This window comes from Chitinophaga sp. H8 (assembly GCF_040567655.1).
Taxonomy (GTDB): domain Bacteria; phylum Bacteroidota; class Bacteroidia; order Chitinophagales; family Chitinophagaceae; genus Chitinophaga; species Chitinophaga defluvii.
In genome coordinates this window covers 151,846-175,165 of record NZ_JBEXAC010000002.1, presented here as the reverse complement: position 1 = coordinate 175,165, position 23,320 = coordinate 151,846, and the positions used below count along the sequence as shown (strand labels likewise).

Genomic DNA, 23,320 nt, shown 5'->3' with positions numbered 1-23,320 from the left:
CATGGAACAGCGAAAAGTAGATTATCTTTTGGTAGGGCAGGGGATCGCAGGAACGATGCTAAGTTTTTTTCTACAGCAGGCAGGTAAAACAGTGCTGGTGATGGATGAAGGGAAAGCGAACAGTGCTTCCAGGGTGGCAGCGGGAATTATTAATCCTGTATCCGGGCGCCGGTTTGAGCCAGCGTGGATGTATGATACGATCTATCCGTTTGCCAAAGCTACGTATCACCAGATGGGGGCTTTACTGGGGGAGGATGTTTTTACGGAAAGGGATATCTGGATGGTATTTCCTTCGGAGCAGATGCAGCAAGCCTTTAAAACTAAAACGGCCGGAGTGCATCCCAGTCCTTATACAACAGATCCGCAGGAAGACCGGTTTGCCGGTTGGCTGCAACAGCCACATGGTGCTGCCATTGTAAAAGGTGCTACGTTGCAGTTGCGTACACTGCTACCTGCTTACCGCCAGTATCTGCTGGCCACCAGATCATTACTGGAGCAAAGGCTGGATTACCGGCTTTTAGAGGTGACAGATAATGGGGTAACTTACCAAGGCGTGAAAGCTGATAAAATTATCTTTTGTGACGGCGTGGCTACCACCAATAATCCCTGGTTTGAAAAGCTGACTTTCCTGCCCAATAAAGGAGAAGTATTGTTGGTAAAGATACCTGGGTTAATTACAGCTGATATCATCAAAAAAGGAATTACCCTGGTGCCCCAGGAGCCGGAAATATTCTGGGCCGGATCGTCTTTTGTATGGGATTATGCAGATGATCATCCCACGGCAGCGCAGGGAGCCAAACTGGAGGAGAGCCTCCGGCAGTTACTGATGGTTCCGTATGAGATATTAGATCAGCTGGCAGCAGTACGGCCTTCCGGAAATGACCGCCGCCCCATGATAGGGATGCATCCTCAGCAGACAGCTATTGGTATATTCAATGGGTTGGGCACCAAAGGGTGCTCACTGGCGCCCTTTATGGCACATCATTTTGTGCAGCACCTGGTAGGGCATAGCCCGTTGATGCCGGAAGTAGATATTAAGCGGTATTTTAAATAAAGGGAACCGGGGGATAAAAATCAGGCCTTCATCATGTATCTTTGCACCCCGGCGGAACGGTATCAGCACATGCCCCAGGACAACTGTTGCCAGTTAATCAATTGATTATCAATTGATATCTAAGCCGAAGGCCTTGCAGGCCCAGCAATCAGCAAACTATTGACCAATTTATAAATCTACAATATGTATAGGACGCACACTTGTGGTGAACTAAGAATGGAACAGGTGGGCCAGCACGTATCATTGGCTGGTTGGATACAAACAGTGAGGAAATTTGGCAGCATCACTTTTGTGGATCTGCGTGACCGGTATGGCATTACACAGCTGCTTTTTGGCGAGGCACTTAATCCGCAACTGGATGAACAGCCCCTGGGCCGTGAATTTGTATTGCAGGTAAGCGGTACGGTAGCCGAAAGGTCCAGCAAAAACAACAACATTCCTACAGGAAGCATAGAGATCGCTGTATCGGCGTTTAAGATCCTGAACGGCGCTAAAACGCCTCCTTTTACCATCCAGGATGATACGGATGGCGGAGATGAGTTGCGGATGAAGTACCGTTTCCTGGATTTGCGCCGCAATGTGGTAAAGCAAAACTTGGAATTGCGCTACCGGGTGAACCGGTCGGCCCGTAACTTTCTGGATACCAGGGGATTTATGGATATTGAAACCCCCTTTCTGATCAAATCCACACCGGAAGGCGCCCGTGATTTTGTGGTACCCAGCCGTATGAACCCGAACCAGTTCTACGCATTGCCACAATCTCCGCAAACATTTAAACAATTGTTGATGGTAAGTGGTTATGACCGGTATTACCAGGTGGTGAAATGTTTCCGGGATGAAGACCTCCGGGCAGATCGCCAGCCGGAATTTACCCAGATTGACTGTGAGATGAGTTTTGTAGACCAGGAGGATATTCTGGCAACATTTGAAGATATGTTAAAGCATGTTTTCCAGGAAATTAAAGGGATCACCTTCCAGGAGGCTTTTCCCCGGATGACCTGGGATGATGCGATGGAATATTATGGGAATGACAAACCGGATATCAGGTTTGAGATGAAGTTGTCTAATCTGACCGAACTGGTTAAAGGCCAGGGCTTTAAGGTGTTTGATGAGGCGGAATTAGTAGTAGGCATCTGTGCAAAAGGTTGCAGTGAATATACCCGTAAGCAATTGGATGAGCTGACAGAATGGGTAAAACGTCCGCAGATAGGCATGAACGGGCTGATATATGTAAAATATAATGCAGACGGTACGCTGAAGAGTTCTGTGGATAAGTTTTTTGACGAAACCAAGCTGGCAGGTTGGGCGCAGCAATGTCAGGCACAACCCGGAGATCTTATCCTGGTGCTGGCTGGCAGGGAAGAGCGGACCCGGAAAGCGATGAGTGAGCTGAGACTGGAGATGGGGGAAAGGCTGGGATTGCGCAATAAAGATGAATTTAAGCCGTTGTGGGTAATAGATTTCCCCTTGTTTGAATTTGTAGAGGATGAAAACCGTTGGGTGGCACGCCATCATCCGTTCACCTCTCCCAAGCCGGAGCATATCAGCTGGATGGATGATTTATCAAAATACGGCAGTATTAAGGCAAATGCCTACGATATAGTATTAAACGGTACGGAAATAGGCGGAGGGTCTATCCGTATTTTCCAGAGGGATTTGCAGGAAAAGATGTTTGCGGCATTAGGAATGACCAAAGAAGAGGCCTGGCATAAGTTTGGCTTTCTTTTAGGAGCTTTTGAATATGGGGCTCCTCCGCATGGTGGTATTGCGCTGGGATTTGACCGTTTATGCGCCCTGTTGGGTGGCAGTGAAAGTATCCGGGACTTTATCGCGTTCCCGAAAAACAACTCAGGACGTGATGTGATGCTGGATGCGCCTGCAGAAATAGACCAGATACAGCTGAATGAACTGAAAATTGCGCTTGTGAAATAATACCGGCACATTATTTGCAATATGCAGGTACTTTTTTATGGATCATGTCCCCTTTGATGCTATTAAAATGGTGTCAAAGGGGATTGGTGCAATTATAAGGGGGTTGAAATATTAACAAGATATTAACGGATATAGGAAATTAATAATAAACAAATATATTATATAACTTTTTAAACTATTATTGCTGTATCAACGCAGCTCGCGTTTGGCGAAAATGAGGAGAGACAAAACATGCTGAAATTACCAATACAAACAACACCACGAACAAATACTATTACTATGAGATATTTTAAACAGCTCAAAGGAAGGGTATGGTTATGTGCCATCTTTATATTGCTCAGCAATGTTGTGTCTGCACAGCATTCTACCAAGAGTTATATTAAAAAATATACGCCGGTATCCCAGGAGATCATGGAAGAAACCGGTATCCCTGCCAGTGTGATATTAGGAGTTGCGATGCTGGAATCTGGTGCAGGAAATAGTAAAAACACTAAATTGCTGCGCAATCACTTTGGTATTGTGGGCAAAAACAATCTGGCCAAGCGTAAAGCAGGTTACCGGTCAAGTTACAAGGAGTATGCTACAGACCTGGATTCCTACAAACATTTTGCCCGGTTGCTGGCCAGTAAAAAATGGTTCAGTAAAGTGCAGGGGAAACCTGATTTTGCCACATGGCTCAAACACATGAACCATGGAGGATATTCTTCGGCAGGGCAGGTGTGGATTAAAAGAGTGACTGCTATTATTAATCGTCATAAATTGTACCAGCTGGATACAAAAATGGATGTAGATGTAGCCAAGCAACCGTAGGGCTCACCTATCTCTGATTTATAAATAGCGGTACGGAAAAGAAGCATTGCCAACCACCGGCTGCCGGTTCCAGATAACAGATATACTGGTATAACCCATCCGGAAGCCGTCAGCGGTTGTGCAGCAAACAGAGTTGTTGTGTTTAACTGATATTCTACTATGTCCGGCAAAAATAAGTCCGCTTATCCCCTTTATATTATTACGGGAACCTTGCTTTGTTTGATTGCATTGTCACTGGTTAACAATAGTTTTTCCATTAACAATTTCACTACCCGCCCATTGGATATGCTGGCCGATTTCCGGAAAGCAGCCCCTGAAGAAATTATCCCTGCAGACAGTACGGAGCAAAAAACGGAAGTACGGGGAAAAGACTCCGTAAAAGTCAAAGTACTGCATTCACCTGAGGTACATGATTTTATGACTTACCAGGGAATCCTCGAGTATATGTTGCCGGTAGATACCCTGGCTACCCGCGATGATGGTATGCAGCGGTTTCTCTTAGCACTTCAGGAATTAAAATCCGGTAAGCGGAAAAAGGTGCGCATTGCCTATTTCGGTGATTCCATGATTGAAGGCGATCTGATTACTGCTGATCTCCGCGACAGCCTGCAAACATTCTTTGGCGGCTCCGGTGTGGGATTTGTGCCCATTGCCTCCGTTGTATCTTCTTTCAGAACTACCATCGCACATACCTTCTCCAGAAACTGGAAAGATTATCATTATAAAAATTCCCCTCCGGCCAACTTATTGCTGGGGTTTTCCGGTCATACCTTTTTACCGGATGGCAACAGCTGGATAAAATATGCACCTGTGCGTAAACCCCGGCTGGACCGCTTTGATGAGGTGAGTGTATTATATGGCCCTTCCAACGGCAGTAATGCCATCACCATTAATGATAAGCCTTATCCGTTACAAGGTGCTGGTCCGGTAAATAAACTCGCATTACAACAGGATACTGCTCATAAAGGCATTACCATTCAGTATGATGGCACTGCTACCTCACCATTATATGGGGTTTGCTTTGAAAGCCAGGACGGCGTATTTGTAGACAACTATTCTTTCCGTGGTATCAGCGGGGTAGAACTCAGCAAGCTGTCCGGCAACCTGATCCACCAGATGCAACAGGAACATCCGTACGATCTGGTAGTATTGCATTACGGTGCCAATGTGTTGTTCCGTCCTGAGTTAACGGATTATAGCTGGTATGAGCGGCCAATGAGAAAAGTAATGGATTCCCTGCGGAATGTGTTACCAGCTACTTCTTTTCTGATCATTGGCACTGCAGATAAAGCGTATAAAAAAAGTGATAAATATGTCACTGCACCAGGAGTAGCGGCATTACTGAAAGTACAGCATGAATTAGCAGAGCAACACGGTACCGCCTATTGGAATTTGTATGCCGCCATGGGTGGCGACGGATCCATGAGACATTGGGTGGAAGGAGATACTGTGCTGGCCAATAAAGACTACACACATTTTAACAGGCAGGGTGCAGCTAAAGTAGGGGCGCTGCTGTATAAAGCAATTATGGATGAATATAGGCAGGTGGGACAACCATAAGGCAAAGTACATATGGAGCATAGTTATTTTGTTGATGAGCAGCACAGGGAGCTTTGCACAAAAGGCGCTACCCGGACGTAATCACATTCAACAGGATACCGCACTTTATCATTTCTTTGGCCAATTGGACAAGGCAGATAGCACGGTAGTTTCCATCCTTCATCTGGGAGATTCGCATGTTCAGGCAGGCGTTTTCCCGGGTACTACCGGCACTTACCTGCAACAGGATTTTGGAAATGCCGGGCGGGGATGGGTGTTCCCCTACAACCTGGGTAATACCAACGGACCGGCTGATTACCGCTGGAACAGTGCTACCAGGTGGCAGGCTGCACGTATTGTAGACCGGTATAAAAGTGATTTACTGGGCCCGGGTGCTATTGTAATCACTTCTTCCTATGCTTCACCAGCGCTCGCTTATATGGATAAGTCGGAAGATTCATCTGATAATGATGTGCTGCAGGCACAGCTGTTGTATGATGCCGGAACAGATAACTGTACAGTTACTGCACCGGATGCTACTGTAACTATAACGGGTAACCCCTTTCCCGAAGCTACTTCTACTTTAAAGATGGCCACACTGGATTTTGCGCAGCCTTCCCGTTCATTCCAGGTAAGGTGGGAAGGTAAAGGGCCTGCGCCTTTCCGCTTCTATGGAGCGGTACTTAAAAACGGGCATCCGGGAGTCTTGTATCATGCGGTGGGGATCAATGGTGCACAGTATATGCATTATAATGAACAGAGCAGTACCTTATCGGCACAGATGGCAGTATTACAACCACAACTCGTCATTATATCATTAGGTACGAATGAAGCTTATGGTGCATTTGATGCCACCCGCTTTAAAGAAGAAATCGACAGAACGGTGGAACTGTTGCGTAGCCGTAATCCGGAAGTTGCTATTTTGTTGACCACTCCTCCCAATTGTATGCGGGTAACCCGTCATGCGCAGCGGAAGAAGGTGGGCAAAAAATATAAAACCTATTATCGTACGGCATATTACCCCAATGCCACCATTGTAGCCGTAACGCAGCAGATTAAAAGCTATGCGCAGGAAAACGGACTGGCATGCTGGGATTTTAATGCTGTAAACAAGGCCTTGTCAGGAGAGTTTGCAAGTGGGTGGGCCAATGATCGTATACATTTTAACACCAGGGGATACCAGTTGCAGGGCAAGCTGTTGTATGAGGCTTTGCAACAGTCCTATCAACAATATCAAAAGGAAACAAAGAAAAACCTAACTGTAGAAGATGTTCGACTTTAACAAGCTGTTATCGGAACTTGTATACGACAAGAATGACCCGATCTTATTTAACAGTGCTTTCTTCTTTTATTACTTTGCGGCATTCTTATTATGCTATTTATTATTTAGTCATACTAAGAAGGGCAGGGTATGGGTGTTTACACTTTTTTCCCTTTACTTTTTTTACAAAGCCTGTAATGAATATGTACTGCTGATTGTGCTGGCGGCCATTGTAGATTTTAACCTGTCGCGATGGATACACCGGGCAGAGAAGCAATCGGTCAGGAAATCCTTGCTGATATTCAGTATTGTCATTAATGTAGGCTTGCTGTTTTATTTCAAGTATACTGATTTCTTTATCGGTATCACCAATGATCTCACCAATGGGAATATACGGCCACTGCATTTATTGCTGCCCATAGGTATTTCCTTTTATACTTTTGAAAATCTGAGCTACACCATTGACGTTTACCGGGGGGAGATTGAACCGGTAGATGAATTCATGGACTATTTGTTTTTCCTTTCTTTCTTTCCCAAATTAATGATGGGGCCTATTGTGAGGGCATCTGATTTTATTCCTCAGATTTCCAAACCTTATGTACTTAATTCGGAAGATATAGGGAAGGGGATGTACCTGATTGTTAGCGGGCTGTTTAAGAAGATCGTCATATCGGATTTTATATACCAGAACTTTGTACAGTACATTTTTGATGACCCCTCCCGGCATACCGGGCTGGAATGTTTATTGGGCGTGTATGGATATGCATTAGTGATCTATTGCGACTTCTCGGGATATTCAGATATGGCGTTGGGGATAGCGCGGTGGACAGGTTTTAAAATACCGGCCAATTTTAACTCTCCTTATCAGAGCAGTTCGATTACAGAGTTCTGGCGTCGCTGGCATATTTCCTTGTCGTCCTGGCTGCGGGATTATATTTATATTCCGTTGGGCGGCAATCGTAAAGGGAAGGTGCGGCAATATGTGAATTTGTCCTTAACCATGCTGATCGGAGGGTTCTGGCATGGTGCCAGCTGGAATTTTATTTTCTGGGGAGGACTGCATGGGCTGGCCCTGGCAGTAGATAAAGTAAGACTTACCTGGCTGCATAAGAAAGGCATCCTGTTTACCGGATGGAAATCGACCGTACTGAAAGTATTGGGTATACTGATCACTTTCCACTTTGTATGTTTTTGCTGGATCTTTTTCAAGGCAGCTACCTTCCACGATGCCTGGGCATTGATACACCAGATTGTTTACGATTTTCAGCCAGGCATCTGGCAGGAATTGTATCAGGGGTATACAGCTGTTTTTGGCCTCATGTTGCTGGGGTTTGTACTGCATTTCCTGCCACCTACCAGCGAATTGCTGGCAGAAAGAACGCTTGCCAGAATGCCTGTGTGGGGTAATGTGGCTTTCCTGGTAGCATTTGTATGGGTGCTGGTACAGGTAAAAACCACGCAGCCTATGATTCCTATCTATTTTCAGTTTTAATCCCGGGAATGCGGCGTATAGCGCGTTTTCCCTAAATATTTGTACGGCAGGGAATATAAAACCATAATTACCACTACTTTTGCGCAAAATTAATACGGTAATGAACAGGGCGGGTAAGCTGGTTGCCATTATTGGGCTGCTATTGATCGCTAATGTGTCGAAAGCACAATTTCTGATGGACATGATAGATACTTCCACCAATGTGGGGAAGGGGATGTTTTCCATGTATCAGAAGTATGATGCCCTGCGGTTTAGCGGCTATATTCAGCCTCAGTTTCAGTTGGCCGAGTCGAAGGGGGCAGCATCTTATGCCGGCGGTGATTTTGGCGCACGGGTCAACAACCGTTTTATGCTGCGCCGGGGACGTTTCCGCATTGATTACGGGCGTTATAACAAAGAGCAGATGCCTACTGTGCTGTTTGCTTTTCAATTTGACGGAACCGAAAGAGGCGTTTTTATCCGCGACTTTTACGGGCGGATATTTGAAAATAAATGGAATGTACTATCCTTTACAGGAGGGATGTTTGCCCGGCCATTTGGCTATGAGGTAAACCTTTCATCTTCCGACAGGGAAACGCCGGAACGCGGGCGGATGTCACAGATCCTGATGAAAACAGAGCGTGATCTGGGAGTAATGGCCAGTTTTTCACCACAGCGTAAAGACCATCCGCTTTATTTCCTGAGAGTAGATGCAGGTTTGTTCAATGGACAAGGGCTGGCAGGTCCGTCTGATTTTGACAGCCATAAGGATTTTATAGGCCGGGTAAGTGTAAGGCCTATAAAACTAAATGCCAGGGACTGGACAGTTTCCGGAGGGGTTTCCTGTTTATATGGTGGTATGGAGCAGTTTACACCCGTGGTGTATAAGATACATGCAGCCGCTAATGGAAAAGAAGTGTTTGTCAGAGATTCTGCTGCGGACAATGTAGGACAGATAGCTCCCCGTCATTATTACGGTGCAGATGTGCAGTTCAGGATACCCAATGGCAAAGGCAAAGGAGCCACCGCCTTCCGCGGAGAATATATCCGTGGTGTGCAAACGGCTACCGCCATGGAGAGCGAAACACCAGGTACTATTCCGATGGAAAATAACAGGACAGCTCCCTTATATATCCGCAGGTTTGATGGTGCTTATTTTTATTTTCTGCAACATCTGGGAAGCGATAAACATCAGGTGGTATTACGATACGATTGGTACGATCCTAACCGGGAAGTAAGCGGAAAGGAGATAGGCGAAGCCGGCAGAAACCTAACCAGAGCAGACATCCGCTATGATACCTATGGTGCAGGTTATGTTTACTACATGAATGACCATGTAAAGATGATCTTATGGTATGATATGGTGGTCAATGAATCTACGGATCTGGAGGGCTATACCAGTGATCTGAAAGATAATATCTTTACCTGCAGGCTACAATTCCGCTTCTAAATTACTCACTGTTTCTGGCTGATTCAAGTGTAAAGCCAAAGGTGGAACCTATTTCAGGTTTGCTGCGTACATTAATGGTTTGGCCATGCGCTTCTATGATATGCTTTACAATGGCCAGTCCAAGACCTGTACCGCCGATATCCCGGCTACGTGCACGGTCCGTGCGGTAAAACCGTTCAAATACACGGGGAAGATGCTCTTCTGAAATACCAATACCATCATCTGATATTTCTATGAGTGCCCTTTTTCCATCCATATTGTAAATACTCGCGATGGTATGTCCTTCAGGCTTACCGTATTTAATGGAGTTGTCGACCAGATTGATTAATACCTGTCTGAGTTTTTCCTTATCGGCCATAACAGGTACAGGCGCTTCGCAGCCCTTTTTAATACTGAATTTAATGCCCTTGGTATTCGCTTTCAGGGATAATGTATCAAACACATCTTTAATCAGGTCCTGTACAACAAACTGTTCTTTTGCCACCGTCATTTCACCAATCTCCAGTTTGGAAATTTCATCCAGGTCATCAATCAGCCGGCAAAGGCGGTCGATATTCTTGGTCGCATTTTTCAGGAACATTTTATTTACGGCAGGGTCGTCCAGCGCACCATCCAGCAGGGTATGAATATAGCCCTGTACCGCAAAAATGGGTGTTTTTAATTCATGGGAAAGGTTGAGTAAAAACTCTTTACGGAACTCTTCATTTCTGCGCAGCATATCCAGTTCTTCCTTTTTTTGGATCGCCCATTTCTCTACATCTTCACTTACTTCTTCAATGGTTTTAAGGGGCAGGATATTTTTGTTGAAAAACTCTTCCCGCTTGGAGGCCTTTGTTTGATAAATAAATTTGTAGATCAGCTTTATTTTGCGGTAGATAAAGTTTTGCAGGGTATACAGGTACAGGTAATAAGATACAAGGAAAGTAAGCACAAAGGCAATCAGCGTAATTTTGAGGTTGCTGTCTACCAGGAGGCTACCCAATGCTATAATAACGGAAAGTATGAGGGCGGTAAAGCCTGCTAACTTTTGCGGGGAAAGATTCTTTGCTTTAAACATACTCCACAATGAGTAATTATTATAATATTGGGAAATTAAAGGAAATTTTTTACTTGCCATAATAAAGCTTAACGATAAATGCCAGGGCCAGGAATAAAAGCATAAAGCAGCAAACAAATGCTGCCGGCTTTATGGTTAATGAGCTGAGCTGTTAAACGGGTAAGGTGGGCGGATACACACTACAGCGGTGTATCATTTTACGGGGTAGAAGCCCCCCTGATATAAATTTGCTGCTACCGGTCCGGCACTACATTTCGAATTTGTAACCTACACCTTTTACAGTGGTAATAAGATCAATACCTATTTTTTGACGGATTTTACGGATATGTACATCAATGGTGCGGTCGCCTACAATTACTTCTGTGCCCCACACCTGGTTCAATATTTCATTGCGTAAAAATACCCTGCCTGGTTTAGATGCCAGCAGCTGCAACAATTCAAATTCTTTTTTGGCGAGAATAATTTCCTGGCCTTTGTAAGTGACAGTGAATTTTTCGCGGTCAATGATCAGGTCGCCCAGTTGTACCTGCATTTCTTCCGGTTTGTGTAAACGGCGGAAGAGTGCATTGATACGGCTTACCAGCAATTTGGGTTTAATGGGTTTGGCGATGTAATCATCCGCGCCCATATTAAGCCCGTCTATCTCTGACTTTTCATCGTTCAGTGCTGTCAGGAACAACACCATGGTGTCTTTAAACTCAGGAATTTTTCTTAATTCACGACAGGTGTCAATACCATTCTTGTTCGGCATCATAATATCCAGCATGATCAGGTCCGGGCGAAATATCCTGGCCTTTTGAATAGCCTCATTACCATCTTTTGCTGTTACCGTGTCGTAGCCAGCAGTTTTGAGATTGTAACTGATAATTTCCAATATATCGATCTCATCATCCACTACTAGAATTTTTCCTACTACCGCTTGGTCTATCATAATTTTCTGACTTTTAAAAAGACGGCACAAAAGTACTCCGCTGCTCCGGTGATTAATGGAAAATTAATATTATGAAATTGTTAATTCAACTGGAGCGCATTGTTACACAGTAAGTTACGTTAATTTTTGACTTGTTTCGCATAAATGAGCATCACTATAGTATGTGGCAGAATTGATATGCATATAAGGCTGATTATTAGTGTTTATTACATGTGTAATATTTTATTTTCCTTAATCAGCATGCTACTTATTGGTGGAATATATCGATAGAAAATGTGCCTTTTTATCAGTGCTGGCGGGTATATCCTTTTCCGTGTTAAGCCTTGTAACGAAGCACCACAGGCGGGTTCCAGGAATTAAGTGGTATTCCTTCAAAATTGGTCGTAAATTTGCTATAAGCTTGAGTGAAAAGTACAATTATTATAATGAGGAAATTTTTTATACTCTTTTTCCTGGTAGCTTCTCAAGGCAACTGGGTATCCGCACAGAATAGTCAAAAGATCCAGATACCCATTGGTAGGCAGGGATTTCACGACAATATTGATAAGGAACAGAACATTGCTGATAAGTTTGACGGCAAGGTGGATGACTTGGTGAAGGTATCTGACGACCAGACCCTCAACCTACAGGTAACCAATGCCCTGACGAAGCAGGTGGATGATATGCAGGTGGAAATAGAAGAAGATACCCTGCTGGACCATCGTTTGAAAACGAAGTACCTCTCCGGCATTTATGCCATTTTAAAGGATTATAATTTAAAGCGGGCCTATCATAAAATAGATGCCTCTGAAGCGCCTGTTATTATCCAGGCTTTCCGGAATATGATGCATGCCGACGAGAAAGGAAGCAGTATTATGCCTTATATCGGAGATCTTTCCTTTGAAGGTGGGGAGCGGTTGGTGGAAGTATTCCAGGGCAACCCCGGATATGCGGAAGCGAAAGGGCTGTTGTTTGCCAAGTATGCATTCAATAACCTGGAAACGGTAATGCCCAAATTGAATAACTACCTGAGCTATCCTGCTACGGATTCTATCATCGCTGCGGTAGCACGTAAATATCCCAATCAGGTACTTACGTATGCTACCTCGTATACGCCTATGGCCACCGCTATTAAAAAGAATCCCGATCCGATAGTACAGCAGATTGTAAGCATTGGTCAGTCTAACCAATCCACTAAAATATTGCCATTCATTGATGAGCTGATGGCGGGTACTACTACGGTAGAGAAGCTGGATAAGCTGGTAGCTAATGATGACCTGTATTACAAACAAATGGTAAAGGCTACCATTGCCCTGCAAAACAGGAAGAATAATGGTGAAAACCCTATCGGGTTAAAAGCCATGATGGAGAATATGCATGCCAAGTCGCTGCGGTATATCCGCGAGGTAAATGACCTGCATGAAGAAACAGCGCCTGTTCGTTTCCGTATTGTAAAGGATTTTACACCGGAAGAACTGTATTACCTCATTGTAAACGGGCAGGAAGAGTTGTATACCTCCAGTTATACCAATAAAGCCAATGCAGGTTTGTACGATCAGATGATGTTACGGATGAAACCTCCGCGTGGTGACAGTTTGCTGATGCTGATAGGTTTTGACCGGTTTAAGAAGTTTATTGCAATGGCAGCAGGTTTTAACACCCTGGATAATTTCCTGAAATCCATGGCACCGGAGAACGCCAATTACCTGATGCAGAAATACGTTCAGAACCTGGAAAAAACAGAAGATCTGGAAGATGCGGTAGATGTGGCCAACTCTTTTGGTAGTATCCGCGACGAAAAGCTGCTGGAATTCTTACGTACTGAAGTGAAAAAGAACCTGGCTTTTGTATCCAAAAAGCATGACAGACGTGGTACGGTGATCTACCAATTGCTGACCAGTTTGTTTGAAACAGAATCTGCCAGCGGCAATGATTCTTCCAAAGCCAGTGATATGGCCAGCAAATTCCAGCTGCCCCCTATTAATTATGTTACTTTCAGTACACTGGAAAGTGATAGCGGACGTATTTATCAGCAGGTATTCTTTTATGGGGATAAAGACGGACAGGAATCATTCGCAAGTTTTATGGGCAACTTCCCGTCATCAGATTGGAAGGTGAGTAAAAACCAGTACTGGACTACGATCACTTCCATCAAAGGAAAGCCTACTACTATCTATGCGAATTTGCCTATTGATGAGCCGGAGGACAAAACAGCGATCGCTAAATTGTCTGATTACCTGGATCAGCATGATATCCACCCTACTGTTTTCATTCACCGTGGGCATAGTTATCATATCAATACCACGTTGGATAACCTGCAAAGCTCTGCCAAAATAGTGGTATTGGGCTCTTGTGGTGGTTATCATAATCTGGCCACAGTATTGGAAAAATCACCGGAAGCGCATATCATTTCTTCCAAGCAGGTAGGAACCCGCTGGGTAAATGAACCTATCATCCGCAATCTGGAAGATGTGATCCGCAGCGGAAAGAATGTAGACTGGGTAAATATGTGGTCAGCGCTGGGTAAAAAGTTTGCCGGAGATGCGAGGAACAGGGAGCTGTTTAGTGATTATGTACCCCCGCATAAAAACCTTGGTGCCATATTCATTAAGGCATACAAGCAAATCATGAAAGACGAAAAGAAATAGCATATTATTATCTGCAAGAAAATCCGCTGTTATGGCGGATTTTTTTATTGGTAAATGTTATAACATCATTTGCCCAAAAAGCAGTAGGTTTGTTGTAGCAGTCCTACCCACCCAGGTGCACGCCGCCCCGGCGGACAGTGAGCCTGGAGCAGCGGCACCATTCATGCGGAACCTGTAAAGCGATATTTGTAAAGTGGATAATCTAGCGGTAAAAAAAGTTTTTAACTTCAGTTTATTAAGGCGCATCTTTTCCTTTGCAGCACCCTACAAACGGTCTTTTTATTTATCAATGTTCCTGACCGTGGTATTGGCGGCGTTGTCACCTGCACGTCCGTACCTTATCCAGCTCACGGTTGATAAATATATTGCCAATCAATGGGTGCGGATGCTGATCATTGTTACGCTGGTACAGGTAGTACTGTTGTTGCTGGAAACACTGGTACGTTTCTTTTTCTCCTATCTGACCAACTGGCTGGGGCAGTCCGTGATCAAGGATTTGCGGGTAGCGGTATATAAAAAGGTAGTACGCCTCAATCTGGCTTTTTTTGATAAAACCCCTATTGGTACCTTAACTACCCGTACCATTAATGATATTGAAGCCATCAATGATGTTTTTTCTGAGGGTATTATTTCCATTGTCGCAGACCTGTTGATGATAGTGGCTATCCTGGCGGTGATGCTGGGAGAAGACTGGCGGTTGACGCTGATCAGCCTTTCCCCTTTTCCCATCCTTATTTTTGCCACCTATATTTTCAAGGAATCCGTTAATAAGTCCTTCCACCGGGTACGGAATGCTGTAGCAGCACTGAATGCGTTTGTGCAGGAGCACATTACGGGAATGGTGGTGGTACAGGCCTTTTCGGCAGAGAAGCGGGAATTGTCGCGGTTTAAGCACATTAACAAGGATCACCGGAAGGCCAATATAGACGCTATTTTTGCTTACTCGGTATTTTTCCCGGTGGTGGAAATCATACTGGCTATATCGCTGGGGCTGATGGTGTGGTGGGGAGCCAATAAGGTGCTGAACTATGAAGTAACCCAGGGGGTGATGATCGCCTTTATCATGTACCTGAATATGCTGTTTCGCCCGTTGCGGATGCTGGCCGACAAGTTCAATACCCTGCAAATGGGGATGGTAGCCAGTGAAAGAGTATTTAAGGTGCTGGACAGCGAAGATACCATTGCAGATAAAGGGCAGCAGCTGGCTACAGATATGAAAGGAGCTATTGCCTTTGATCAGGTGTATTTTGCCTATAAGGAAGACCAGTATGTGCTGAAAAACATCTCTTTTCAGGCAAAGCCGGGAGAAACCATTGCTATTGTTGGGCATACCGGTTCCGGTAAAACCACCATTATCAGTATCCTGAACCGCTTGTACGAAATCCAGAAAGGGAGTATCAAACTGGATGGAATAGACCTTGCCGACTATGCCCTGGCCAGCCTGCGTAGTAAGATTGGGGTAGTATTGCAGGACGTATTCCTGTTTTCAGGTTCTATTTACGATAATATCACCCTCCATAATAGTGCTATCAGCCGGGAACAGGTAGAACAGGCAGCCCGGTTGATCGGGATGCATGAATTTATCATGCAGCTGCCGGGTGGGTATGATTACCAGGTGATGGAAAGGGGAAGTACCCTTTCGCTGGGGCAGCGGCAGCTGATCTCTTTTGTGCGGGCATTGCTGTATAACCCCGCTATCCTTATCCTCGATGAGGCCACCTCTTCCATCGATACGGAATCAGAAGCCCTTATACAACACGCCATTGACAAGCTCATTGCCGACCGAACCGCCATTGTGATTGCCCACCGCCTTTCCACTATCAGTAAGGCTGATAAGATCATCGTCCTGGATAAGGGAGAAATTAAGGAAATGGGTAGCCATGAGGAATTGCTGAAACAGGAGGGATTTTATTACAAACTGCATAGTATGCAATTTCAGAAAGCTAACGATATCGTATAGCGGAAAAAACGGCCTGCCAAATGCCCCTTCAAAACGATCCCGTAAAAGATTCCCTAATATTAATTTAATCAACTGATTATCACCTACTTAAAAGTGGTAGAATAGTTTTTTTACCGGGGCTTTCAATTTTGATGTAAAAATGAAGTAAAAACGTTTATCTTTGCGCAAAATTTCAGAAAAGCGGTGATTTCTATTAGTCGGTTCAAATATAGTATGGTAGCCCTTGTGACGGCCTTGTGCCTTCACGGCTTTAGTAACTTTTCTTTTGCGCAGACAGCCCCTCAGGCAGAGCATGCAACAACAGCCACCACTGGTGAAGCTGCCCATGATGCAGCAGCCCATGGCAGCGAAGCTGAGGCGCCTAAAAAATTCAATGCTAAAGAAGTGATCCTGGGTCACGTAAAAGATGCGTATGACTGGCATTTGCTCAGTATAGGCGACCTGCACGTAACCATGCCTTTGCCGGTTATTATCTACAACCCTGAAAAAGGAACTACTGTATTTTCTTCTTCCAAATTTCACCATGGGCATGATTCCTATGAAGGATATCGCCTGGTAACTGAACATTACCTGCATGAAAAAGGGCTGAAATCATCCCAATACCCTGAAGGAAAGGTGATTGCGGTGGATGCCAATGACATGCCTACCAATGCCAAGATCTACGATTTTTCCATGACCAAGAATATCACTGCTATGATTCTGGCAGCTGTGATCCTGGTAATATTGATGCTGAATGTAGCAGGAGCTTACAAATCCCGTGGTTCCAAAAAAGCACCTAAGGGTTTCCAGGGACTGGTAGAACCTGTGATTATCTTCATGCGGGATGAGGTAGTAAAACCTAATATTCCTGGTAAACACTACGAAAGATTTACCCCTTTTATACTGACGATCTTCTTTTTTATCCTCATTAATAACCTGATGGGTTTAATACCCGGTTCTGCAAACGTAACCGGTAACCTGGCAGTAACAGCTGCGTTGGCATTGATCAGCTTTATAGCTACCATGTTCAGCACCAACCGTCATTTCTGGGGGCATATCTTTAATCCTCCGGTACCATTTGGGGTGAAATTCATCCTGGCACCGGTAGAGCTGATTGGTGTTTTCACCAAGCCTGTATCCCTGATGATCCGGTTGTTTGCCAACATTCTGGCCGGGCACATCATTATCCTGAGTATCATTTCCCTGGTATTTATATTCGGATCTCTGAATAAAGTAGCTGGTTACGGATTTCTGCCTATCACCATTATATTCAACATAGTGATGATGTTTCTGGAAATACTGGTGGCCTTTATCCAGGCATTCATCTTCGCCAATCTGACCGCAGTATTTATTGGTCAGGCGATGGAAGGTGCACATGATGACCACCACTAATGGTAGTAAGGGATAAGACAACAATTGAGAACAAACTTTTTTTTAATACAATAAATACATATTCATTATGGCACTTTTGACTGTTTTATTACAGGCTGGTGAGGCAGTTGCTTCTTCAGGCATCGCACAAGCTGGTGGCGCTATCGGCGCTGGTATCGCTGCTATCGCAGCAGGTATTGGTGTTGGTAACATCGGTAAAAGCGCGCTGGAATCCATCGCTCGTCAACCGGAAGCAGCTAACGACATCCGTGCAAACATGATCCTGGCAGCGGCGCTGGTAGAGGGTGTTGCCCTGTTCGGCGTTATCGCAGGTCTGTTGGCGGTAGTACTTTAAGCCAAAAATTTTTACTGCATCCGGCGCACAGGGCAAAGGATGCAGTAATTTTATTCGCACAAAAATCCAAACTATATAAATTCTGAATTATGGATCTGTTGCAGCCCGCGTTAGGCTTGTTCCTCATTTCTTTATTGATTTTCCTGATAGTTTTCTTTATCCTGAAGAAATTTGCCTGGGGACCAATCCTGGCTATCTTAAAGGAAAGAGAATGCTCCATTGCTGATTCTATCGCTTCTGCTGAAAGGGTGAAAGAAGAAATGGCGCAAATGAAAGCAGAGCATGAACATGTACTGGCAGAAGCCAAAGCGGAAAGAAGCAAGATATTAAAAGAAGCCAAAGATGCTAAGGATCTGATCATCAGCGAAGCTAAAGCACAAGCGCAGGCAGAAGCGAAAAAGATCATTGGTGAAGCATATACTGCTATAGAAAATCAGAAGATGGCTGCTTTAACAGACGTGAAAAACCAGGTAGGTAACCTGGTGATCGAAGTAGCGGAGAAAGTATTGAGAAGAGAGCTGGCAGATAAAGGTGCACAGGAGAATTTTGTGAAACAACTGGCAGGAGAAATTAAATTGAATTAAAGCTAAGAGCCATGAGCTGCGAGCTGTGAGCATTGCTCCGGTACTCACAGCTCGTAGCTGGTAGCTCAAAGCTATATAAGATATATGCAAAATCCCCTACTGCTATAGAAAATCAGAAGATGGCTGCTTTAACAGACGTGAAAAACCAGGTAGGTAACCTGGTGATCGAAGTAGCGGAGAAAGTATTGAGAAGAGAGCTGGCAGATAAAGGTGCACAGGAGAATTTTGTGAAACAACTGGCAGGAGAAATTAAATTGAATTAAAGCTAAGAGCCATGAGCTGCGAGCTGTGAGCATTGCTCCGGTACTCACAGCTCGTAGCTGGTAGCTCAAAGCTATATAAGATATATGCAAAATCCCCGTTTAGCATCCCGGTATGCAAAATCTTTAGTGGATCTGGTGGTGGAAAAAGACCAGCTGGAAGTAGTGCAACAGGATATGTTGTTCTTACAGCGTTTGCTGAAAAGCAATCCTGATGTAGCTGCTTTGCTGAGAAGCCCTATCATTAAAGCAGATAAAAAGCAAAAAATATTGCTGGCTATCCTGGAGGGTAAAATAAGCACGGTTACAGTAGGTTTTATTAACCTGCTGGTAGCAAAGGGCCGTGAGAGCAATTTGCAGGAAATAGCGGTTGCCTTTACCAAACAGTACGACCTGCTGAAACATATCAGTAAAGTAAAGATCACAACGGCTGCTCCGCTGGATCCTGCTACGCTGAACTCCATTAAGGAAAAAGTGGCATCGGAAATTACAGATACGGTAGAACTGGAAGCTGCAGTGAATGAAGCATTGATAGGTGGATTTGTGCTGGAAGCCGGAGATAAACTGTTTGATGCCTCTATCCTGAGGGATTTGCAGGATATCAAAAAGCAGTTCAACGAGAATATTTACGTTTCTGATATCAGATAAAAGCATTTTACAGCAGCCGCTGCGTACCCGCAAAGCTGTTGTCGTTATACTTATTTTACTTTAACGACTTTTTTTAAAAGCATAAATTATGGTTGAAATTAAACCTGATGAAATTTCGGCGATATTACGCCAGCAGTTGAGCAACTTCAATGCTTCTGCCGACCTGGAAGAGGTGGGTACCGTATTGCAGGTGGGTGATGGTATTGCCCGTGTATATGGATTGAACAATGTTCGCGCCGGTGAACTGGTTGAGTTTGGAAATGGCGTAAAAGCTATTACCCTTAACCTGGAAGAAGACAATGTGGGTGTGGTATTGATGGGAGAATCAAAAGGTATTAAAGAAGGTGATAAAGTACGTCGTACCGGCAAAATCGCTTCCATTAAAGTGGGCGAAGGTGTGGTAGGTCGTGTAATTGATACATTGGGTGCTCCTATCGATGGTAAAGGCCCTATTACCGGTGAATTGTATGAAATGCCCCTGGAACGTAAAGCACCAGGTGTACTTTTCCGTGAGCCGGTAAAAGAACCACTGCAAACAGGTATCAAAGCGATCGATGCGATGATCCCCGTAGGCCGTGGCCAGCGTGAGTTGGTAATCGGTGACCGTCAGACTGGTAAAACTGCGATCTGTATCGATACCATCATCAATCAGAAAGAATTCTATGATGCAGGCAAGCCTGTATATTGTATATATGTTGCGATTGGCCAGAAAGCTTCTACCGTTGCCGGTGTAATGAAAACATTACAGGAAAGCGGCGCGATGGCTTACACTACCATCGTAGCAGCTTCTGCTGCTGATCCGGCTCCATTGCAGTTCTACGCTCCATTTGCTGGTGCTGCCATCGGAGAGTTCTTCCGTGACAGTGGCCGTCCTGCCCTGATCATTTATGATGATCTGTCTAAACAGGCGGTAGCTTACCGTGAGGTATCCCTGCTGTTACGCCGCCCGCCAGGACGTGAGGCGTACCCTGGAGACGTATTCTACCTGCACAGCCGTTTGCTGGAACGTGCGGCCAAGATCATCAGCAATGATGCGATCGCACAGCAAATGAACGACTTGCCCGAGTCTATCAAACACCTGGTGAAAGGTGGTGGTTCCTTAACCGCATTACCAATTATCGAAACACAGGCGAGTGACGTATCTGCTTATATCCCTACCAACGTAATCTCCATCACTGATGGTCAGATATTCCTGGAAGGTAACCTGTTTAACGCAGGTATCCGTCCGGCTATTAACGTAGGTATCTCTGTAAGCCGCGTGGGTGGTAACGCGCAGATCAAATCCATGAAGAAGGTATCTGGTACCTTAAAACTGGATCAGGCGCAATACCGTGAAATGGAAGCGTTCTCTAAGTTTGGCGGTGACTTGGATGCGGCTACCAAATCCGTACTGGATAAAGGTGCCCGTAACGTGGAAATCCTGAAACAAGCACAGTTCAGCCCATATGCAGTAGAAAAACAGGTAGCCATGATCTACCTGGGTACTAATGCACTGCTGCGCGAAGTGCCTGTGAAGAATGTACGTGCTTTTGAAGATGCTTTCCTGCATGAAATGCAGGTGCGTCTGCCAGATGTACTGGGTGAATTCAAGAAAGGTAACTTACCTGAAGAAGGATTGAAACGCATGGTGGCCCTGGCTAATGAACTGAAGCCAAGGTTTGCATAAGTAAAAGCTTACTTTATATATTTGAAGGCCTTTGTTACCTGCGTAACAAAGGCCTTTTTAATTCACCCCGGCCTGCCCCTGCCTTTACCGAATAATCCCCCGCTTTTACCGATTAGGCTATCCGGCCGTTTGGTTGGTATTTTAAACCCCATTAGTTTTGATAGAAATTAACCTCCTGATATGTGGAAGTTCAACCTCAATCTATTCCTGTTTGTAGCTTTACCTGTTTGCCTGCTGGGGCAACACAACATCAGCGGCAAAGTCACTGATACTAAAAAACGCCCTTTATCCGGGGTAAATATCTATATAAAAGGCAGTTATGATGGTGCCTCTTCCGGACCGGATGGCACCTTTTCTTTTACCACCAGTGCAGCCAATGATCAGCTGTTGGTAGCCAGCCTGATGGGGTATGTTACCCTGGAGCAAAAGATCAATACCGGGAGTGCGGGGCAGTTGAATATTGTGCTCAAATCATCGGCCAATGAGCTGAAGCTGGTAACGATATCAGCCGGCAGTTTTGAAGCCAGTGACGAAAAGAAAACCACCGTATTAAAGCCATTGGATATTGTTACTACTGCTGGAGCCGGTGCCGATATTGTGAATGCCATTAAGACACTGCCAGGTGCGCAGCAAACGAATGACCGGGAAGGGTTGTTTGTACGTGGCGGCACCGGATATGAAACGCAGACTTTTATTGATGGCATGCTGGTCAGAAACCCTTTCTTTTCGAGCCTGCCGGATATTCCGGGGCGGGGTCGTTTTTCGCCTTTCCTGTTTAAGGGCACCACTTTCAGCAGTGGCGGATACTCTGCACAATATGGACAGGGGCTTTCCTCTGCCCTGATATTGGAATCGCAGGACCTGCCGGACCGCTCTTCCTCCACACTCGGACTGAGTACTATTGGTGGCAGTGTAGGCATGGATAAACTGGCAAAGGATAAAAAAGGATCTTATGGCATAGAAGCAGATTACACCAACCTGGCACCTTACTTTAAACTCTTAAAACCTAAACAGGCACCTAGTACTGATCCCGAATTTTTTGGTTCTTCCGTTAATTTCAGACGTAAAACTTCTGCTACCGGTATGCTGAAATTTTATGGCTATGGCAACTGGAGTAAACTGGGATTTATCAAGTCCAGTCTTGAATACCCCGGATATGATGAGCAGTTTGAAGTGCATAACAATAACATCTATACGAATCTGACCTATAAGGAAAGCCTGGGCAAAGATTGGCGTATTAATCTTGGTGCTTCTTATAGTACCAATACAGATAAGATACTGACAGATACGCTGAAAATAAGCCCTTCCACCAACATTAAGGTGAAGTCTGAGCTGGCACAGGTAAGGATGGTATTGACTAAAAACCTGGGCCGCTTTTCTGCTTTAAGAATGGGAGGTGAATATCAGTATGGGGTAGAGCAATCTGCATTTAATCAACTGGCAGCCAATTACGTGGATAATTACACAGCTGCATTTGCGGAAAGCGATATTTACTTTACCCCGAGCTTTGTAGGCAGAATAGGTGGCCGAGTAGAATATTCTTCTGTTTTGGCAAAACCCAATGTAGCGCCGCGTTTATCATTGGCCTATAAGCTGAGTAATAACAGCCAGGTATCGCTGGCATATGGAGATTATTACCAGAAACCGGAACCACAGTATATCCGTTTTGATAACAGACTGGGGTATATGAAAGCAACACATTACATCGCCAGTTATCAGCGCATTACTACTTTCTATACTTTCCGTACAGAGATATTCTATAAAAAGTACAAAGACCTGGTGAAGACAGTTCCTGACTACAATAATAACGGTACCGGATATGCGAAAGGAATTGAGTTGTTCTGGCGAGACCGCAAAACGTTCAAAAATGTGGACTACTGGATTTCTTATTCTTTTCTGGACACTAAGCGCGATTACCTGAATTACCCGTTTGAGGTGCAGCCCGACTTTGCAGCGAAACATACTGCCAGCCTGGTGTATAAGCACTATATCCCCAAAATAACCACCAACTTTGGTCTTACTTATTCCTTTGCTACCGGACGGCCTTATTATGACCCTAATAAACCAACCGGAGCATTTATGACCGACAAAACCATTAACTATCACGCGCTTGGTTTGAGTGCCAGTTATTTAACTACCATAAGAAAAGCATTTACGGTATTTGTGCTTTCTGTGAGTAATGTAGTGGGCAACAAACAGGTATTCGGCTACCGCTATTCAACGGATAAGCTGCGCCGGGAGGAGATTACACCAAATGCCCCCCGTTTTATTTTCATTGGAATGTTTATGAGTTTTGGTATCGACAGAAGACAGGATGTTATCAATAACAATTAACCCTTTATCAATAATAATTACCTAAAAACAA

The 23,320-nt window shown here is 44.7% G+C and carries 18 protein-coding genes; 16 read left to right on the top strand and 2 right to left on the bottom strand.

The window, feature by feature from the left end:
• Nucleotide 1 precedes the first annotated feature (1 nt).
• From ABR189_RS14460 to ABR189_RS14430, 7 genes are all read left to right on the top strand, one after another.
• Entirely contained in the window at nucleotides 2-1,054 is a 1,053-nt protein-coding gene (locus ABR189_RS14460) for an NAD(P)/FAD-dependent oxidoreductase (RefSeq protein WP_354661227.1), read from the top strand.
• A gap of 183 nt (nucleotides 1,055-1,237) precedes the next feature.
• Complete coding sequence (gene aspS / locus ABR189_RS14455; protein WP_354661226.1) at nucleotides 1,238-2,986, top strand: aspartate--tRNA ligase; 1,749 nt, start codon at nucleotides 1,238-1,240, stop codon at nucleotides 2,984-2,986.
• 279 nt (nucleotides 2,987-3,265) lie between these two features.
• Complete coding sequence (locus ABR189_RS14450; protein WP_354661225.1) at nucleotides 3,266-3,796, top strand: glucosaminidase domain-containing protein; 531 nt, start codon at nucleotides 3,266-3,268, stop codon at nucleotides 3,794-3,796.
• Between the two features lie 159 nt (nucleotides 3,797-3,955).
• The gene (locus ABR189_RS14445; RefSeq protein WP_354661224.1) at nucleotides 3,956-5,356 is read left to right on the top strand and encodes an SGNH/GDSL hydrolase family protein; all 1,401 of its coding nucleotides are present in this window, start codon (nucleotides 3,956-3,958) and stop codon (nucleotides 5,354-5,356) included.
• Nucleotides 5,328-6,617, top strand: a complete 1,290-nt coding sequence (locus tag ABR189_RS14440) for a GDSL-type esterase/lipase family protein (protein WP_354661223.1) — start codon at nucleotides 5,328-5,330, stop codon at nucleotides 6,615-6,617. The genes ABR189_RS14445 and ABR189_RS14440 overlap by 29 nt, the downstream gene beginning before the upstream one ends.
• Nucleotides 6,604-8,088, top strand: coding sequence for an MBOAT family O-acyltransferase (locus tag ABR189_RS14435; RefSeq protein ID WP_354661222.1), 1,485 nt, complete (start codon nucleotides 6,604-6,606; stop codon nucleotides 8,086-8,088). The genes ABR189_RS14440 and ABR189_RS14435 overlap by 14 nt, the downstream gene beginning before the upstream one ends.
• Before the next feature lie 79 nt (nucleotides 8,089-8,167).
• Nucleotides 8,168-9,517: a putative porin gene (locus ABR189_RS14430; protein ID WP_354661221.1), complete on the top strand. Its 1,350-nt coding sequence runs from the start codon at nucleotides 8,168-8,170 to the stop codon at nucleotides 9,515-9,517.
• A gap of 1 nt (nucleotide 9,518) precedes the next feature.
• On the opposite strand, the gene ABR189_RS14425 is transcribed toward ABR189_RS14430, so the two are convergent.
• Complete coding sequence (locus tag ABR189_RS14425; protein WP_354661220.1) at nucleotides 9,519-10,574, bottom strand: sensor histidine kinase; 1,056 nt, start codon at nucleotides 10,572-10,574, stop codon at nucleotides 9,519-9,521.
• Between the two features lie 247 nt (nucleotides 10,575-10,821).
• Nucleotides 10,822-11,505, bottom strand: a complete 684-nt coding sequence (locus ABR189_RS14420; protein ID WP_354661219.1) for a response regulator transcription factor — start codon at nucleotides 11,503-11,505, stop codon at nucleotides 10,822-10,824.
• 425 nt (nucleotides 11,506-11,930) lie between these two features.
• On the opposite strand from ABR189_RS14420, the gene ABR189_RS14415 reads away from it, so the two are divergent.
• From ABR189_RS14415 to ABR189_RS14375, 9 genes are all read left to right on the top strand, one after another.
• The gene (locus tag ABR189_RS14415; RefSeq protein WP_354661218.1) at nucleotides 11,931-14,132 is read left to right on the top strand and encodes a hypothetical protein; all 2,202 of its coding nucleotides are present in this window, start codon (nucleotides 11,931-11,933) and stop codon (nucleotides 14,130-14,132) included.
• Nucleotides 14,133-14,421: 289 nt separating this feature from the next.
• Nucleotides 14,422-16,092, top strand: a complete 1,671-nt coding sequence (locus ABR189_RS14410; protein WP_354661217.1) for an ABC transporter ATP-binding protein — start codon at nucleotides 14,422-14,424, stop codon at nucleotides 16,090-16,092.
• Between the two features lie 183 nt (nucleotides 16,093-16,275).
• On the top strand, nucleotides 16,276-17,463 hold the full coding sequence (gene atpB, locus ABR189_RS14405) for a F0F1 ATP synthase subunit A (protein ID WP_354661216.1): 1,188 nt from the start codon (nucleotides 16,276-16,278) through the stop codon (nucleotides 17,461-17,463).
• 67 nt (nucleotides 17,464-17,530) lie between these two features.
• The gene (gene atpE / locus ABR189_RS14400; protein WP_354661215.1) at nucleotides 17,531-17,797 is read left to right on the top strand and encodes an ATP synthase F0 subunit C; all 267 of its coding nucleotides are present in this window, start codon (nucleotides 17,531-17,533) and stop codon (nucleotides 17,795-17,797) included.
• Between the two features lie 89 nt (nucleotides 17,798-17,886).
• The gene (gene atpF / locus ABR189_RS14395; RefSeq protein WP_354661214.1) at nucleotides 17,887-18,381 is read left to right on the top strand and encodes a F0F1 ATP synthase subunit B; all 495 of its coding nucleotides are present in this window, start codon (nucleotides 17,887-17,889) and stop codon (nucleotides 18,379-18,381) included.
• A 119-nt stretch (nucleotides 18,382-18,500) separates the two neighbouring features.
• A complete protein-coding gene (locus ABR189_RS14390; protein WP_354661213.1) occupies nucleotides 18,501-18,644 on the top strand; it encodes an ATP synthase subunit B family protein in 144 nt (47 codons plus the stop codon).
• Between the two features lie 84 nt (nucleotides 18,645-18,728).
• Nucleotides 18,729-19,289, top strand: coding sequence for an ATP synthase F1 subunit delta (gene atpH / locus ABR189_RS14385; RefSeq protein WP_354661212.1), 561 nt, complete (start codon nucleotides 18,729-18,731; stop codon nucleotides 19,287-19,289).
• A gap of 88 nt (nucleotides 19,290-19,377) precedes the next feature.
• Nucleotides 19,378-20,955, top strand: coding sequence for a F0F1 ATP synthase subunit alpha (gene atpA, locus ABR189_RS14380; RefSeq protein WP_354661211.1), 1,578 nt, complete (start codon nucleotides 19,378-19,380; stop codon nucleotides 20,953-20,955).
• A gap of 180 nt (nucleotides 20,956-21,135) precedes the next feature.
• Nucleotides 21,136-23,289: a TonB-dependent receptor gene (locus tag ABR189_RS14375; protein WP_354661210.1), complete on the top strand. Its 2,154-nt coding sequence runs from the start codon at nucleotides 21,136-21,138 to the stop codon at nucleotides 23,287-23,289.
• Nucleotides 23,290-23,320 lie beyond the last annotated feature (31 nt).